The organism is Microlunatus soli (assembly GCF_900105385.1).
GTDB classification, from domain to species: Bacteria; Actinomycetota; Actinomycetes; order Propionibacteriales; family Propionibacteriaceae; genus Microlunatus; species Microlunatus soli.
Genome location: NZ_LT629772.1, coordinates 6088060 through 6104734 on the forward strand (window position 1 = coordinate 6088060; position 16675 = coordinate 6104734).

Here is a 16675-nt window from a genome sequence, read left to right on the forward strand (position 1 = left end):
CCTGCCCGTGATCGGTCTGCACCTGGATATCCCGGGACGGGGTCCGCTGCGGGACCTCAGGGGCGACTGTGCTCGGGTTCGGTTCCGGGTAGCCGACGCAACGTCCGCAGCGGACTGAGCAGCGCGAGCGTGGTGCCGATGAGCATGATCACACTGCTCACGATCAAGGTCGGGCGGAAGCCGATCAGGGCGCCGAGGGTGCCGCCGAGGAGCGCGCCGATCGGCTGCATCCCGTGGACCAGGAATCGCCAGGTGGCTTGAGTGCGGGCCAGCAGTTCGGGTGGGATCAGGACCTGGCGGATGGTCTGCTGATTGATCCCGTACAGCGTCGGCCCCCAGCCGCGGAGGAGTTGGGACATGATCAGGATCGCCATCATCAGCACCGCCGGTCCGCCGGCAGCGGCCATCACCAGCCCGGCCAGACTGGACAGGGTCATGCCGAGGATGAAGGCCGGACCGTTGCCGAGTTGGGCCGTGAGCTGGACGCCGACGCCGGCTCCGATGATGCCGGCCACGCCGGCGACGGCGATGATCACGCCGACCCAACCCGCCGACAGGCCGAGATCGCGCACCAGGAACAGCACGACGATCACTCCCTGCATCTGACCGGCCAGGGCGCCGACGGTGGCCGCGATCGTGGTGGCCCGCAGCGCCGGATGTTCCACCACCGCACGTAATCCGCCCCGGATGCCCCGGAGCAGCGACTCCTGGTGACGCTCGGCGGCCGGCGTCCGACCGCTGACCGAGATCCGCGCGTTGGCGACGGCGGAGATCAGGAACGAGACGGCATCGACGGCGATCGCGATCGGTGCGGTGAGCAGCTGCACGAGCACGCCGCCGAGCGCGTTTCCGCTGGTCGCAACGACGGAATTGCTGAGCGCAAAGGCGCTGTTCGCCGCCAGCAGTTGTCGACGGGGGACCAAGATCGGCGCGAACGACTGGGACGCGATCATCGAGAACATGCTGCATCCCCCGGTGATCACGACGACCAGGTACAGCTGCCACATCTGCAGCAGATCGGTCACCGCCAGGATCGGAACGGATCCCAGCGCCGCAGCGGCCAACAGATCGGCACCGACGATGACGCTGCGGTAGGACAGCCGGTCCACCCACACGCCGGCCGGCAGTCCCAGGACGAGATGAGGAAGGAACGACGCCGCCCCGAGCAATCCCATCTGCACCGGCGATGCGCCGAGCACCAGGACGGCCGTCAACGGCAGCGCGACGGTGGTCACGCTCGATCCCAGGATGGACACCGTGCTGCCGCCGAACAGCCGGCGGAAGTCGGGGACGTCGACCAGAACACGCCACTGGGCTCTCACCCGCTCCAGCAAACCGCTATCGGCCCTCGCTGGCAACGAAATCCGCTGCGGGCGGACACGGTGCCCGGTGATCGATCATGCTCCGGCACCGATCCCGACGTCCGCACCCCGTCGGTCAATGCCCGGCTCGGCCGGGCGATCGATCATCTGATCACGCGGTACGTCAGGTGGGTGACGCCCTGGTTGGCGACCACCGAGGTGCAGTCGAGTTCGATCGCTGCCGGCAGGTCGGAGAAGAACGGGATCCCGCCGCCGAGCAGCACCGGGACCAGGCTGATCATGATCTCGTCGACCAGTCCCAGTCTCAGGGCCTGGGTGGTGATCGCGCCGGCGGCCAGCTTGACGTCCTTGCCTGATTCGGAGGCAACCGCGACGGCCTGCTCGATCGCAGATTCCAGGCCGTCGGTGACGACGGTCTGGCCGGGAGCCGCGTCCGGGATCGGGTCGCGGCTGACCACGAACAGCGGTGCGCCGTGCTGCATGCTGTCGCCGCCCCAGCGGTCGGCGTGCTCGTAGGTGTTCCGGCCGGAGACCACGGCACCGGTACGAGTGCCGCCGTACTCGGCGACCGCCCGATTCGGCGCGCTCCGATCGGAGAGCCAGTCGAAGATCCGGAACCCGTCACCGAGCCCGAGGCCGGCCCGCGCGCCACGGCCGGAGATGTAGCCGTCGACCGAGGCAGACAGGTGTGAGTAGACCAACGTCATGATCAAGCCTTCCCGAGCGTCCTGATCGCAGCGCCCGGCGCTGTCCACCGGTTCGCCGCGCCGCGGGATCGTCCCGCTGCCAGTGCGTCGAACGCGGTCGGATCGATTCGACCGACGCCGGGAAGTCTCGACGGGACTATTTGCGCGATGGCCCTACTTGCGCGACTGGCCTACCGTTTCCGGCTGCTGACCCTTGACGGCCTTGCCGTTGGATCCGTTGGATCCGTTGGTCTTGGGGCTGTTGCCGTTGCGCTTGGTGCCGTTGCTGCTCGAGCCGTTGACCTTCGTGGAGTCACCGTTGATCTTGGAGCCGTTCTTGCCCCCGGCCCCGTTGATCTTGGTCGACCTCCCGTTGATCTTGGAGCCATCGCTGCCGTTGGTTCCGTTGCGACCGACTCCGTTGCCGTTAGCCCGGTGACCGTTGGATGTGGGAGCACCGGAACCATTTCCGTTGATCTTGCTGGATCCGCCGGCGCTGGTGGGACGCTCCTGGTCGGGATCCAGTCGGACGGTCCCGATCGGACGGGCGGTGCTGTCCGGGCGGGCGGACCCGTTGGTTCCCTTGGCCTGCTGCCGGCGGGATTTGGCGGACTGCCGGCTGTTCTCCTGGGCACGGGCCGGCTTGCTCGAGGTGGGAGCAGGTTTGCGGCCGGAGTCGCCGTTGACGCTGCGGCCGGTGACGGTGCCGGCGACGGCTGTGAGTTCCTCGCGACGGCGTGCCGACGGCTCCGGATCAGCCTCCGGCGTGTGCTGGCTGGTCCGCATGATCGCGGCCAGCAGAGCCCGCGGGCGGCCGTGCCGGGGGAGGGCGTCGATCACCCGCTGACCGCGTTGTGCGGTCGCATCCAGCACGACGGCGGCGAGCAGCACCAGGGCGGTGATGATCTGCTGGGCATCGGAGTTGAAGCCGATCAGGTACAGGCCGTTGTTGATCGAGGCCACCACGAGCGCACCGAGCACCGGCGCCCACGCCGTGCCCCGGCCGCCGAACAGCGAGGTGCCGCCGATCACCGCGGCGGCGATCGCGGTCAGCAGATCCTGGGTGCCGACCAGGGTCGAGCCGGCGTTGGTGGTGACCCCTGCCTTCATCAGCCCGAACAGGGTCGCCAGCCCGGCCGCGATCATGAAGACCGAGATCCGGATCCAGGTGACGTGGATGCCGGACCGGCGGGCAGCCTCCAGATTGCCGCCGACGGCGTAGACGTTCTGCCCGTAGCGGGTCTTGCGGAGCATCAGGTCGATGCCGATCGCGATCACTCCGAAGACGAAGAACGGCAGGCTCAACCCGAAGTCGTAGTTGATCGCGATCAGGAACCCGAAGACGACGGCGGCCAGCAGCACACCACGGATCCCGATCAACACGAACGACGTCGCAGCCAGACCGGCGCGGCGGCGCAAGATCGCGTCCCGGACCTGGCCGACCACGAACACACCGATCAGCAGCGCGCCGAACGCGTACGCGACGACTGCCGGGAAGTAGAAGTTCGCCAGGCTGAACACGAAGGAGTCGGTGACCGACAGGTTCTTCTGACTGCCCAGGGTGATCAACGTCAGACCCGAGAACGCCAGCAGGCCGGCCAACGTGACAACGAAAGCAGGGATCCCCACCGCTGCGAAGAACCAGCCCTGAATCAGCCCCAACGTGATGCCGATGGCGAACATGACGATCACGCTGAGCAGCGGGTTGAGACCCTCGCGCATCATCAGTACACCGAACAACGAGGCCGTCAGCCCACCGATCTGGGCCAATGACAGGTCGATCTGACCGAGCAACAGGACCAGGTTGATGCCCATCGCCAGCAGCCCGACGTAGGCGACCTGAGTGGACAGATTGACCAGGTTGGACGGCGAGATGAAGTTGGGATTGATGCTCTGGAACGTGATCACGATGACGACCAGGGCAACGATCACCGGGATGACGCCCAGCTGCCCTTCACGCGCCCGACGGGTGAGCACCTGCAGCGGACTCAGCGGAAGGTAGCGTTCATCGATGATCGACGGCTGCATGCCGGTCTGTGCGGTCTGTGCGGACATGAAAATCACACCTCTCAGCGGGCGGCGACACGCGCCGCGCGGCGGCTGACGACGTTGTCCGACGCCCCGGTGATCGCCGAAACCAGTTGCTCGGTGCTCGCGGTCCCGGGGAAGTCACCGGCGTCCCTGCCGAGTCGAAGCACATGGATGCTGTCGCAGACGGCCTGGATGTCACCCATGTTGTGGCTGACCAGCAGCACGCCGAGGCCGCGGTCCCGGAGCAACTCGATCAGGTTGAGGACCTCCGCGGTCTGGGCGACGCCGAGTGCTGCGGTCGGCTCGTCCAACATCACCAGCACCGGGTCGCCGAGCAGCGAACGGGCGATCGCCACGGTCTGCCGCTGACCGCCGGACAGAGCCGACACCGGCACCCGGACGTTGGGGATCCGCGCCGACAACGAGCGCAGCAGATCCCAGGCTCGGCGTTCCATCTCGATCTTGTCCAGCGCGCCACGGTGCAGCAGTTCCTGACCGAGGAAGAGATTGGGGACGACGCCGAGGTTGTCGCACAGCGCCAGGTCCTGGAAGACGGTGGCGATGCCTGCACTCTGGGCGCCCTGCGGAGTGTTGTAGTCGGCTCGTCTGCCGGAGACCCGTACCTCGCCCTGATCGGCCTGATGCACGCCGGCGATGATCTTGATCAGGGTGGATTTGCCGGCACCGTTGTCGCCGATCAGTCCGACCACCTCGCCGGGGGCGACGGTCAGGTGGACATCGGTCAGCGCTTGGACTGCGCCGAAGCGCTTGTTGATCCCGGACAACTCCAGGACGGGTCTGATACTTGGCACTGCTCGAACTCCCGGGGGAAAGAGTCTTGAAAAGAGTCTTGACTTGTCCTGCGGCAGGCGCCAATGGGCGCATGCCACTGTCACGTCAAGCCGAAGTCCCCCCGAGGGACTTGAACGTCACAATTCCTCGGCAGACTACTGCACACGATTCGGCTTGGCGAGTGGCGGGGATCGTGCTGCCGGCGACACACACCGCGCAGACCGACCCGGCCGGATATCGGCAATGGCACTGCAGAATTCGAGGTCCGGGCGTGCTCGATGGACCGTCGGAGTGCGCCGTATTCGAGCAGCAACTGATGTATCCGGGCTCCTGCGCGCCACGCTGAACGCCGCCCGTTCGCCGCGTTGCACTTGTTTGACGAGCAGGCTCGGCTGCACTCGTGCGCCACGGGATGCGGACGGGCATCGCGGGTCCTCGCCCGCCCGAAGAGATCAGTCCTTTCCTTATGCTGGTCGGGTGCAGCAGCGGACCTATCTCGATCACGCGGCCAGCGCACCGCTTCGTCCCGAAGCGGTCGCGGCGATGACCGCGGAGTTGACCCGAGTCGGCAACCCGTCGTCGCTGCACACCTCGGGTCGGGCCGCCCGGCGGGTCGTCGAGGAATCCCGTGAGGTGATTGCCGCAGCACTGGGCGCCGCTCCGTCGGAGGTGATCTTCACCTCCGGTGCGACCGAGGCGGACAACCTGATCCTGAAGGGTGCGTTCCGGGCCCGATCCGAGCCGTCCCGGCTGCTGATACCGCGCAGCGAGCATCACGCCGTGCTGGATTCTGTGGAGTCCTTGACGACCGAAGGCGCGGTACCGGAACTGCTCGACGTCGACCGGCAGGGGATGGTCGATGCCGAGCAACTGGCGGCGCTGCTGGCCGATCGCCCGGAGACGATCGCGGTGGTGTCGATCATGTGGGCCAACAACGAGACCGGAGTTGTGCAGCCGATCCGCGAGTTCGCCGAGCTCGCTCGGCGGTCCGGCGTGCTGTTCCACACCGACGCCGTCCAGGCGGCAGGGGCGATCCCGATCGACTTCGCCGCCGACGGCCCCGATGCATTGTCGGTGACGGCCCACAAACTCGGCGGACCGGTCGGTGTCGGTGCACTGCTGGCCCGCAAGGAGCTGAAGCTGGCGCCGATCCAACACGGCGGCGGTCAGGAACGAGACCTGCGCTCGGGCACCCTCGACGTCGCCGGAATCGCCGGCTTCGCCGCAGCGATCGCGGTCGCCCGACAGCAGATGTCGGCCGAAACGGCCCGGCTGCGCGCCCTGCGGTCGCGATTGGTCGACGGCGTGCTCGGCACCCAGGGCGCGACCGGAATCGACGGGAGCAGTCTGAACGGCAGTCGCAGTCCGGAGCATTCGCTGCCGGGCATCGCCAACGTCTCGTTCGCCGGATGCCAGGCCGACAACCTGCTCCTGCTGCTGGACCAGGCCGGCATCGACAGTTCCGCGGGCTCGGCCTGTACGGCCGGGGTCTCCGAGCCGAGCCACGTGCTGATGGCGATGGGGCACAGTGTCGAGCAGGCCAGGTCCTCGGTCCGGTTCTCCCTCGGTCACACCTCGACCGAGGCCGACGTGGACCATCTGCTGCGGGTGCTGCCGGAAGCGGTCGAACGCGCCCGCCGCGCCGGCTGACCGGCAACCGCTTTGGACTCTGTCGATCCGACGACGACAATGGCACCCGGACCACGTCCGGGGTAGCAATCATCGGCAGCCACCGGGGTGATCCACCGGGACACGACGAGGAAGAGGTTCGGACGATGAAGGTGCTGGCGGCAATGTCGGGCGGTGTCGATTCGGCAGTGGCCGCGGCGCGCGCGGTCGACGCCGGCCACGACGTCACCGGTGTCCATCTCGCCCTATCGAAGAATCCGCTGTCCTTCCGCAGCGGCGCCCGCGGCTGCTGCTCCAAGGAGGACGCCCACGACGCACGGCGGGCCGCCGACGTGCTGGGGATCCCGTTCTACGTCTGGGACCTGTCCGACCAGTTCAAGGAGGACGTGGTCGACGACTTCGTCGCCGAGTACGCCGCCGGCCGGACGCCGAACCCCTGCGTCCGGTGCAACGAGAAGATCAAGTTCGCAGCCGTCCTGGAACGGGGGATCGCGCTCGGCTTCGACGCCGTCTGCACCGGGCATTACGCACAGCTCATCCGCGACGACGACGGTGTTCAGCTGCATCGGGCGGTCGACGAGGGCAAGGACCAGTCCTACGTGCTGGCGGTGCTGGATCAGCGACAACTGCAACGCTCCTACTTCCCGCTGGGACATTCGCTGAAGAGCGACGTCCGGGCCGAGGCCGAACGGCGCGGGCTGGCGGTCGCCGACAAGCCGGACAGCCACGACATCTGCTTCATCGCCGACGGCGACACGGCCGGGTTCCTGGACAGGCAGCTGGGCTCGGCGCCGGGCGAGATCGTCGACCAGCAAGGGCGGACCGTCGGCGAGCATGGCGGCAGTCATCGATTCACCATCGGACAGCGGCACGGGCTGCGGCTCGGTGTGCCGGCCGACGACGGCAAGCCGCGCTACGTGCTGGACATCTCCCCGGTGAACAACACCGTCACGGTCGGTCCGCGGGAGGCCCTGGACGTGACCAATCTGGAAGGGATCCGACCGACCTGGACCGGCGCCGTTGCGGACGGCAACTGGCCCGCGCAGGTCCAGGTCCGCGCCCATGGAGCACCGGTGCCCGGGGAGGTCACGGTCGGCGCCGACGCGGTGTCGGTCGCGTTGACCGAACCGTTGACCGGGGTCGCCCCGGGCCAGGCCGTCGTCTACTACGACGGCACCCGGGTCGTCGGCAGCGCCACGATCTCCGCGGCCAGGCCCTGAATGACCGACGACTTCGCCCCGATCAGGAGCAGCGGGATCGGGTCCTGGCCCGGCACCGACCTGGCCGAAGCACTGAAGATCACCTTTGCCGAGTGCCCGGAGCTGCCCTACCTGCCGGAGCTGCCGGATCGCGGCGCCGGCGCCGCTCTGATCGGCCGGGGTGCTGCCGTCCTGGCCGAGTTGTCGGTCGACCTCCAGCCGGCCGGCTGGCGATTGACCGGCGCGCCGGGACGTGATCAACTCCGAGCTCGGGCGACGCTGCGCGATGACCTTGATCGACTCGAGGAGGCGGCGCAGGGTTATCGAGGCCCGTTCAAGGTCGCGATCGCCGGGCCGTGGACGTTGGCTGCTTCGATCGAGCGCCCCCGTGGCGACCGGGCGCTGGCCGACCACGGCGCCCGTCGGGAGATCGCCGGATCGTTGGCCGAGGGGGCCGGCCAGCTGCTGGCCGACCTCGGACGTCGGCTGCCGGACCTCGAGCTGATCCTGCAACTCGACGAGCCGCTGCTGCCGGCGGTGATCGCCGGCCGAGTCCCGACCGCGAGCGGATTTTCCCAACATCGCAAGGTCGATCTGGCAGAGGTCCGGGAAGCACTCGGTGTCGTCGTGGCTGCGGTCGACCGACCGCCGGCCGAGGCCCGGAGCGGGCTGCCGCAGATCTGGTTGCACTGCTGCGCTCCCGACGTGCCGGTCCGGCTGATCAAGGATGCGGGTATCGGCGGCATCGCCGTCGACCTTGATCAACTCGGTACGCCGGACTGGGATCGGCTCGGTCAGGCGATGGCGGACGGGCTGTGGCTGGGCGCCGGAGCCGTGTCCACCAGCACCGGTGCGGCGACCGGACGGCACTGGTCGGCCGACGAGATCGCCCAACGCATCCTGCGGTCGACCCGGAGCCTCGGACTGGAACCCGACGTCGCCGGCAGGATGATCATCACTCCGGCCTGCGGGCTGGCCCGATTTGATCAACGCTCCGCGGTGAACGCGCTGCGGGCGGTCGGCAAGGCGGCGGACATCGTCACCGACCAGCTTGCCGACTGACCCGGCGCCCGCAGACCTCAGGCGACCGCGAAGGCGACTTCTCCGGTGGCCACGTCGGCCGACACCAGCCGGACTCTCAGTTGATCACCAGGCTCGCCGGAGCCGTTCAGGCTGGCAACCACCACTGGATCGACCAGCTGGATCCGGCGGTGTTCATCCTTGCGGGACAGCACCACTGCATCGAAGGTCTCGTCGGCCCGGTCCTTCAACAACGCGGCCTCCACTCTGTTCAGCGCCCCGGAGTCGAGCCGGGACGCAAGATCATCGCTGGTCGCCATGATCTTGGGCAGCTGCGGTATCGCCTCCCGGACCCAGCCGGGCACCGGTGTGTCGGACTGGACCGCGGCGCAGACCACCAGACCGAACCGGTCGACGAGCCGGCGCAGCGGTGCGGTGACGTGTGCGTACGGCGCGGCGATCGCGGCCTGCAGGGGCTGCCGCGGCGCCGATCCGTCGAACGCCTCGTAACCGGCGCCGCGGAAGAGTGCCGTCGCGGCGTGCAGCACCGCCAATGCTGCCGGCCGGGACCGGTCCAGATCCCGCAGGTAGTCGCCGTACGAGACCTCGGCCGACCAGGGCAGGCCGAGCGCCTCGGTCTGCCGGCGGAACTGTTCGACGGCCGACGTCTCGGCGGCCGGCATGGTCCGCAGGATGCCGACGTTGCCCGCCAGCATCAGCTCGGCGGCAGCCATCCCGGTCAGCAGCGACAGCTGGGCTCCGGCATCCTCGATCGGCAGCGGCAGCCGGCGCTCGATGGCGTATCCGCGTTCGGTCAGGACCACCTCGCCGTCGGGCAGGTTGAGACTGGCGCCACCCCGTGCGGACTCCAGTGCCTGTCGTCCGGCCCCGAACTCGGGCAGCAGTTGCAGCGACTCGGGTGCGCTGCCCGAATCGATCGCCCGCTGTGCGTCGGGATAACTCCACTGGCGGCGGGACCGGATCACGGCCCGGCTGAGCCGGGTCTGCTTCAGCTCCGTGGACGAGTCCAGACGCAGTTCCCACACGAACGCGAGTCGATCCCGATCGGGCAGCAGCGATGCCGCACCCTCCGACAACACGGTCGGATGCAGCGGCGACCGCTCGTCGGGGGCATACAACGTCTGCCCGCGGCGTCTGGCCTCGGTGTCGATCGCGCCCTCCGGGCGGACGAACCAGGGCACATCGGCGATCGCATAGCGCACCACCAGACCGTCCTTGTCCCGCGTCAGGTGCAGTGCCTGGTCCAGGTCGGTCGAACCGGCCGGATCGATGGTGCAGAAGTCGATCTCGCGGAAATCCTGCACGGCGTCGTCCAACTGCTTCTCCGCGGCGGCGGCTGCTTCCTGCTGCACCGCCGCCGGGAACTCGGCCGGCACCTCCAGGTCGTGCCGTAGCGTGGCCAGTGCGGCCGCCAACTCCGATTGGGCGACCGACCGGGTCAGCCGTGGGCTGCGTTTCATGGCCTGAGCCTACGATCGACCGGGCGCGCGGGAAGTCCCAGCCGCGAGCAGTGCGGGGCACGCGTTCAGCGATGGGCCCGCGATCAGCGGTAGGCGTGGGCCTGCAACTCGAACAGTTCGGCATATCGGCCGCCGGCCAGCATCAACTCCGCATGCGAGCCGATCTCGGCGATGCCGCCGTCGGCGACGACCACGATCAGATCGGCCATCCGGACGGTGGAGAACCGATGCGACACCAGCACCGTGACCGCGCCGGTCTCGGCTGCCAACCGGCGCGCCGTCTCGCCGTACTGCTGGTAGATCGCCTGTTCGGCCTCCGGATCCAGCGCAGCGGTCGGTTCGTCCAGCAGCATCAGCAGCGGGCGGCGCCGCATGAACGCCCGGGCCAGCGCCAGTCGCTGCCACTGACCGCCCGACAATCCGACGCCGCCGGTGAACCGTCGGCCCAGCTGGGTGTCCAATCCGTCGGTCAGCGAACCGATCACCGGATCGGCCTGGCCTGCCGCGACCGCCGAACCGATCAGACCGCGGTCGTCACGGACCTCCAGATCACCCACCCCGACCGAATCGGCGGCCAGGAACTCCAACCGGGCGAAGTCCTGGAAGCCGGCCGAGATCCGATCCCGCCAGGCAGCAGGGTCAATGTCGGCGAGCGGTACGCCGTCGATCCGGACGCTGCCCGCGGTCGGGTCGTAGAGCCGGGCGAGCAGCTTGACCAGGGTGGACTTGCCGGCGCCGTTCTCACCGACGAACGCAACCGTGGTGCCGGCCGGCAGGAACAGATCGACATCGTCCAACGCGAGTGCCGTACTCGGCTGCAGTTCGCCGGTCCGAGCGGGGCTGGTCGGTGCTGCCCGCTCGGAGGATGCGTCGGCCGGCCGGTCGAGACCACCGGGCACTCCGTCGGGCTGCGCGGACGGATAGCCGAAGGACACGCGGTCGAACCGAATGCCGTCGGTCAGCACCGCAGGCGGTCGGGCCGTGCTCTGCTGCCAGGTGTTGGCGTCGGCGTAGTCGTGCAGCCACTGATAGCGACCGAACGAGTCCAGGGCGCCGACCACCATCCGGATGTTGTTGGTCATGCCCTGCGCGGTGGTGTTGATCTGCGGACCGACCAGCAACAACAGGGTCAGATCGCCGATCGAGGCCGCACCGGCCCGGACCTGCCCGAGCAGCCAGAACACCGCCACCGCGTAGCCGATGCCGTAGACGACCCAGCCGACCGAGACCCGGCGGGCGAAGCGGGTGGTGATCCGGGCGTACCGGTTGTGCCGCAGGCTGATGATGTCGGCGGCGACCTTGACCAGAGTGTGTCCCAGCCCGAAACACCGCACCTCGACACCGGTCGGCGCCTCGGTCAGCGAGTCGGTGATCTTGGTCCCGAGACGACGCAGATGCTCATGGGTCCTGATCAGCTTGCGCTGCTGCTGCCAGCCGCGGGCCTGGATCCCGGCGACGGCGGTGGCCAACAACAACAGCAGGATCAGCGTCGGCGACACCGACCACAGCATCGCCACCACGGTGATCGTCCCGGTGACGCCACCGACCACCGACAGCATCCGATAGACGCCGGCCAACTGATGCCGGTCCTGCTCGATCAGCGCCAGCCGGTCGGCCAGTCGACGGTCCTCGTGGTGGCCGATCGACGGGATGCCGGCGGTCAGTTTGAGCAGGTCGTCGTGCACATACCAGTAGACCTTCTCGTCCAGCGTGTCGCCGGTCGGACCGGCGAAACTGCCCGAGACCGCGGTCACCAACAGGCAGACGCCGAGCAGCACCACCCCCGGCAGCACGGCGGACGGATCGATCGGGGTGTGCCCACTGAGGGCGTCGACGACGAGCTTGATCGCGTACACCTGCAACGGGCTGAGCACCGAGGACAGCACGACGCTGATGCACATCAGCACGGCCAGTCCCGGCGATGCCTTGAACGCCGTGGTGATCCAGAGCCTGATGGTGCTGAACGCCCGGCGCAGCTGCTCGATCATGCTTCCACCTCCGCTGCCCGCAACTCGGCCTCGACCTCGGCATCTGCCTCGGCGTACCGACTGGCCTGCATCCGGAACATCGCCCGATACCGACCGTCTGCGATGTCCATCAACTCCTCGTGCGCTCCGTGCTCGACGATCCGGCCGTGCTCCAGCACACAGATCGACGGCACCGGCCGGACCACCGAGAACCGGTGCGAGATGATCAAGGACGTCACCGACCGGGCCAGGTCGAGGTAACCGTCGACCAGCCGGGCCTCGGACTGCACGTCCAGTGCCGCCGCGGGCTCGTCCAACACCAGCACCTGCGCGCCGGACGAGACGGCTCGCAGCGCCCGTGCCAGACCGATCCGCTGCCACTCACCGCCGGAAAGATCGGTGCCGCCCGGCATGGTCTTGTCCAAGGAGGTCAGCCATCCGGCCGGCAACCGCTGCACCAGATCGGTGATCCCGGCCCGCTGCGCGATGTCGTCCAACACCGCGGTGTCCGGCACCGGATCCGGATCCAGCCGACCGGCCCAGACCGCCCCGGAGCCGAGCTCGACGTTGTCGCCGGCCGGCAACGGCAGCCGGAGGAATTCCTGGGTGATCGGGGAGACCCGGCGCTGCCAGGCGCGCCGCTGGTCCACGTCCAGTGACGCAAGATCAACACCGTCGACCAGCACCCGACCGCGGGTCGGCAGGTAGCCGGCCACCAGCAGCTTCACCAGGGTCGACTTGCCGGCCCCGTTGACCCCCACCAGAGCAACCGCATCACCGGCCGGAAGCTCCAGGCTCAGCCCGTCCAGGATCAGCCGATCGCTGCCCGGATAACCGAAGCTGACCTCGTCGAAGACGATGCCCGGCGGAGGAGATGTGGCCGGCTCGTCCGGCCGCCGACGGTCTCCGACGACCATCGCGGTCGAAGCTGGCGTCTCGATGCTGTCTGCCGTGTCGGCGTCGGCTGGCCGGATGATCGTGTCGGCCGAGGTCAGCTCGGCCGGCGTAGCGATCTTGGTGGTCCTGGCCGCTGCTGCGACCTTGGCCGCTCCTTCGGTCTGGTCCTGGGCGTACTGCTTGGTCGGAGCGAGTTGTTCCAGCCAGCCGTAGGTGGTCCCGGCTCGCTGCAGCTGGCCGATCATCCACAGATCGGTGTCGGCCATCGCCATGATCAACGGGATCGCGGTGGCGATGGTGGTCAGATCGATCCTGCCGGTGGCGGCCTGCCAGGCGGCGTAACAGATCACCGCCAGCGTGGCGATCACCTTCGCGACGCCGAGCACCACACTCAGCCCGGCGTCCCGCCACCGTCGCGCCCAGTAGGGCCGGTAGCCCTCCAACGCGTAGCCCATCATTCGGCGCCGCAGGTAGTCGGCGAGGCCGAAGATCCGGATCTCCTTCGCAGCTTTGCCCATCGCCTGCTCGAAGGCGTACGCGGCATGCTTTTGTCCTTCGGTCTGGCCGGACCAGACGTCCATCTGGGTGGTGATCACCCGGCGTAGATACTCCGCGTTGATCAAGATCAGGATCATGATCGGCAGCGGCGCCCACCAGGTGAGCACGATGCCCAGGGTGACCGCGGTGCCGATCAGCGCCGGGATCTGTCGGGTGGCGACCCCGGTGAGCAGCTGATAGCCCATCGAGATCTCCCACTCCCGGGACCGGACCTTCTGCACCAGCGCCGCGGTCGCCGGATCCTCCATCTCGGTCAGATCAGGGTCGTGCGACAGCGCCCAGCCGATCCGCAGCGTCACCTCCCGACGGATCGGGCCGTCGGCCAACTCGAAGCCGGTCTGGCCGAGCACCGAGGTCACGTTGCTGATCGCCAGCGCGAGCAACAGGACGATCAGGACGACGACGTACGGCCGGTCCAAGCCGTTGCGGATCACCCCCAGGGCGCCGCCGATCGCCCGGCCGGTGAGCACCGGGATGACGATCGCGGTCGCCGCTCCGAGCAAGGCCGCCGCCACCGCGATGACCGTCGACTTCCGGGCGACCCGTAGGCCGAACCGCAGGATCCCGAACATCCATCACCCCCACCACCATCCATCACCACCCTGTGACCGCTCGGGCAGCTTAGTGCGGGCCGCCGACAGTTCCGATCGGTTTTCGATCGCCCGACTATTCACCGTCTCGTTCAGCTCCGGAGACAGCCGGCCCGGGGCCACCGATCGACCCAAGATGTCGGTGCCACACGCTAGATTTCGGGTGTGAGTCAGACGCCCGATCAGACGCCCGAACTGTCCGAGGAAACCGCTCGTGCTGCCGCCGGTGCCGAACCGACGGCCGAGGCCAGGCAGCGGCATGCCGAGCTGAGCGAGGCGATCGATCAGGCCCGCTGGCGTTACTACGTGCTCGACCAACCGACGATGTCCGACGCCGAGTTCGACAAGACCCTGCGCGAGTTGGAGAGCCTGGAGGCGGAGTTCCCGGGACTGCGGACACCGGATTCGCCGACGCAGAAGGTCGGCCCGCCGCCGTCGTCGACCTTTGCGGCCGTGCAGCATCCGCAGCGACTGCTCAGCCTGGACAACGCGTTCAGCGCCGAGGAGCTCGACCGATGGGCGCAGCGCGCGATCCGTGAGCTCGGACAGCAACAGATCGAAAAGTCCGGCTTCCTCTGCGAGCTCAAGATCGACGGACTGGCGATCGACCTGGTTTACGAGGGCGGCAAGCTGGTCCGGGCGGCGACCCGCGGCGACGGCCGGGTGGGGGAGGACGTCACCGACAACGTCAAGACGATCAAGCCGATCCCGCAGTGGCTGACCGGCGATGATCTCCCCGCGCTGCTCGAGGTGCGCGGTGAGGTGTTCTTGTCGGTGGAGTCCTTCGAAAAGCTCAACGAGTCGCTGGTCGCCGACGGCAAGGCGCCGTTCGCCAATCCGCGCAACTCGGCGGCCGGCTCGCTGCGGCAGAAGGATCCGCGGATCACTGCCAGCCGCAACCTCGGGTTCATCGCGCACGGCATCGGGGCTGTCGAGGGGTTCGAGGCCGATCGGCTGTCCCAGGTCTACGACGGGCTGGCCCGTTGGGGATTGCCGGTCAGCAGTCATACCAAGCTGTGTACGACGCTGGACGAGGTCTGGGACTACATCGGCTACTTCGGCGAGCATCGACATTCGGTGGAGCACGAGCTGGACGGTGTGGTGATCAAGCTCGACCAGCGCACCGTGCAAGATCAACTCGGATCGACCTCACGGGCGCCGCGCTGGGCGATCGCCTACAAGTACCCGCCCGAAGAGGTCAACACCAAGCTGCTGGACATCAAGGTCAACGTCGGCCGCACCGGCCGGGTCACGCCGTACGGGGAGATGGAGCCGGTGGTCGTCGCCGGCTCGACGGTGGGTTTTGCGACGCTGCACAACGCCAGTGAGGTCAAACGCAAGGGCGTGTTGATCGGCGACACGATCGTGCTCCGCAAGGCCGGTGACGTGATCCCCGAGATCGTCGGGCCGGTGGTCGAGTTGCGGGACGGCAGCGAGACCGAGTTCGAGATGCCGACCCACTGCCCGGCCTGCGGGACCGAGCTGCGGCCGGAGCAGGAGGGCGACGCCGACATCCGCTGTCCGAACACCCGGTCCTGCCCGGCGCAGTTGCGGGAGCGGCTGTTCCACCTGGCGGGCCGGTCCGCGCTGGACATCGAGATGCTCGGTGGCCAGGCCGCCGGGGCGCTGCTGGACAACGAACTGTTGACCGACGAGGGCGACCTTTTCGATCTCGACGCCGACAAGCTGGTGCAGGCAGAGCTGTTCCGGACCAAGGCCGGCAACCTGACCGCGAATGCCCGCAAGCTGCTGGACAACCTGGACGAGGCGAAACAGCGGCCGCTGGACCGATTCCTGATCGCGCTGTCGATCCGGCACCTCGGCCCGGGGGTCGCTCCCGATCTCGCCGACGCCTTCGGCGACATCGACAAGATCGCCGCCGCCGACGTCGAGGCACTCACCGAGGTCGAGGGGGTCGGCCCGACCCTGGCCCAGGCCATCGTCGACTGGTTCGCCGTCGACTGGCATCGCGACATCGTCACGAAATGGAAGGCCGCCGGCGTCCAGATGGTCGCCGAGGAGCGTGAGCTCGGCGAGCAGACCTTGGCCGGGTTGACCTTCGTGGTCACCGGCACCATCTCCGGCTACACCCGGGACAGCGCCGCCGAAGCCATCACCAGCCGCGGCGGCAAGGTGTCGGGGTCGGTGTCGAAGAAGACGGCGTACGTGGTGGTCGGGGAGTCGCCCGGATCCAAGTACGACAAGGCCGTCTCGCTGAAGGTGCCGGTCCTGGACGCCGAAGGGTTCGAGGTGTTGCTGAACGCTGGACCGGACGCCGCCTCCGAGGTTGCCCGAATCGGCGAGGACGCCTGAGATTGCTGTCGACTGGCTGGTCGTCGACGGTGTGCCTCGTCAAACCTCTCCGAGCGCGGGGGCTGCCAGTCTGCTGCTACCTGCGCTGATTACTCGGTCGACGCTTCCGCCGAATGATCATGATCAGCGAGTCACCGGAGAACCCGGATCGTGTTGCGTATGGCGCCCGTTGAGCGGGCAGGAGAGCCGG

11 protein-coding genes are annotated in these 16675 nt (G+C 68.3%); 4 read left to right on the plus strand and 7 right to left on the minus strand.

What is annotated here, in order from left to right:
- Positions 1-56: 56 nt before the first annotated feature.
- The 4 genes from BLU38_RS27880 to BLU38_RS27895 form a co-directional block, all read right to left on the minus strand.
- Entirely contained in the window at positions 57-1322 is a 1266-nt protein-coding gene (locus BLU38_RS27880) for an MFS transporter (RefSeq protein ID WP_157683766.1), read from the minus strand.
- A 143-nt stretch (positions 1323-1465) separates the two neighbouring features.
- Positions 1466-2029, minus strand: coding sequence for a dihydrofolate reductase family protein (locus tag BLU38_RS27885; RefSeq protein WP_091533287.1), 564 nt, complete (start codon positions 2027-2029; stop codon positions 1466-1468).
- A 153-nt stretch (positions 2030-2182) separates the two neighbouring features.
- On the minus strand, positions 2183-4063 hold the full coding sequence (locus tag BLU38_RS31495; protein ID WP_197679900.1) for an ABC transporter permease subunit: 1881 nt from the start codon (positions 4061-4063) through the stop codon (positions 2183-2185).
- A 14-nt stretch (positions 4064-4077) separates the two neighbouring features.
- The gene (locus BLU38_RS27895; RefSeq protein ID WP_172836241.1) at positions 4078-4851 is read right to left on the minus strand and encodes an ATP-binding cassette domain-containing protein; all 774 of its coding nucleotides are present in this window, start codon (positions 4849-4851) and stop codon (positions 4078-4080) included.
- 457 nt (positions 4852-5308) lie between these two features.
- Between BLU38_RS27895 and BLU38_RS27900 the strand changes: the two genes are divergently transcribed.
- The 3 genes from BLU38_RS27900 to BLU38_RS27910 all read left to right on the plus strand — a co-directional run bounded on the left by BLU38_RS27900 (position 5309) and on the right by BLU38_RS27910 (position 8721).
- Complete coding sequence (locus tag BLU38_RS27900; RefSeq protein WP_231920071.1) at positions 5309-6481, plus strand: cysteine desulfurase family protein; 1173 nt, start codon at positions 5309-5311, stop codon at positions 6479-6481.
- A 125-nt stretch (positions 6482-6606) separates the two neighbouring features.
- Positions 6607-7680 (plus strand): tRNA 2-thiouridine(34) synthase MnmA, encoded by a 1074-nt coding sequence (gene mnmA / locus BLU38_RS27905; protein ID WP_091529981.1) that lies wholly within the window; start codon positions 6607-6609, stop codon positions 7678-7680.
- Positions 7681-8721 carry a uroporphyrinogen decarboxylase/cobalamine-independent methonine synthase family protein gene (locus BLU38_RS27910; protein WP_091529985.1) on the plus strand — a complete coding sequence of 347 codons (1041 nt, stop codon included), beginning with the start codon at positions 7681-7683 and terminating at the stop codon, positions 8719-8721. It begins immediately after the preceding gene.
- 17 nt (positions 8722-8738) lie between these two features.
- Here the strand turns inward: BLU38_RS27910 and BLU38_RS27915 are convergent, their stop codons facing one another.
- The 3 genes from BLU38_RS27915 to BLU38_RS27925 all read right to left on the minus strand — a co-directional run bounded on the left by BLU38_RS27915 (position 8739) and on the right by BLU38_RS27925 (position 14154).
- On the minus strand, positions 8739-10160 hold the full coding sequence (locus BLU38_RS27915) for an RNB domain-containing ribonuclease (RefSeq protein ID WP_091529989.1): 1422 nt from the start codon (positions 10158-10160) through the stop codon (positions 8739-8741).
- Between the two features lie 83 nt (positions 10161-10243).
- A complete protein-coding gene (locus BLU38_RS27920; RefSeq protein WP_091529991.1) occupies positions 10244-12148 on the minus strand; it encodes an ABC transporter ATP-binding protein in 1905 nt (634 codons plus the stop codon).
- A complete protein-coding gene (locus tag BLU38_RS27925) occupies positions 12145-14154 on the minus strand; it encodes an ATP-binding cassette domain-containing protein (protein ID WP_231920072.1) in 2010 nt (669 codons plus the stop codon). The genes BLU38_RS27920 and BLU38_RS27925 overlap by 4 nt, the downstream gene beginning before the upstream one ends.
- A 213-nt stretch (positions 14155-14367) precedes the next feature.
- On the opposite strand from BLU38_RS27925, the gene ligA reads away from it, so the two are divergent.
- Positions 14368-16485 carry an NAD-dependent DNA ligase LigA gene (ligA, locus tag BLU38_RS27930; protein WP_197680297.1) on the plus strand — a complete coding sequence of 706 codons (2118 nt, stop codon included), beginning with the start codon at positions 14368-14370 and terminating at the stop codon, positions 16483-16485.
- Positions 16486-16675: the final 190 nt, after the last annotated feature.

Bases quoted from the DNA above. Each gene is read 5' to 3' on its own strand.
- BLU38_RS27920 (WP_091529991.1), bottom strand. From the start codon at position 12,148: ATGATCGAGCAGCTGCGCCGGGCGTTCAGCACCATCAGGCTCTGGATC.
- BLU38_RS27910 (WP_091529985.1), top strand. From the start codon at position 7,681: ATGACCGACGACTTCGCCCCGATCAGGAGCAGCGGGATCGGGTCCTGG.
- BLU38_RS27925 (WP_231920072.1), bottom strand. From the start codon at position 14,154: ATGTTCGGGATCCTGCGGTTCGGCCTACGGGTCGCCCGGAAGTCGACG.
- mnmA (WP_091529981.1), top strand. From the start codon at position 6,607: ATGAAGGTGCTGGCGGCAATGTCGGGCGGTGTCGATTCGGCAGTGGCC.
- BLU38_RS27885 (WP_091533287.1), bottom strand. From the start codon at position 2,029: ATGACGTTGGTCTACTCACACCTGTCTGCCTCGGTCGACGGCTACATC.
- BLU38_RS31495 (WP_197679900.1), bottom strand. From the start codon at position 4,063: ATGTCCGCACAGACCGCACAGACCGGCATGCAGCCGTCGATCATCGAT.
- BLU38_RS27915 (WP_091529989.1), bottom strand. From the start codon at position 10,160: ATGAAACGCAGCCCACGGCTGACCCGGTCGGTCGCCCAATCGGAGTTG.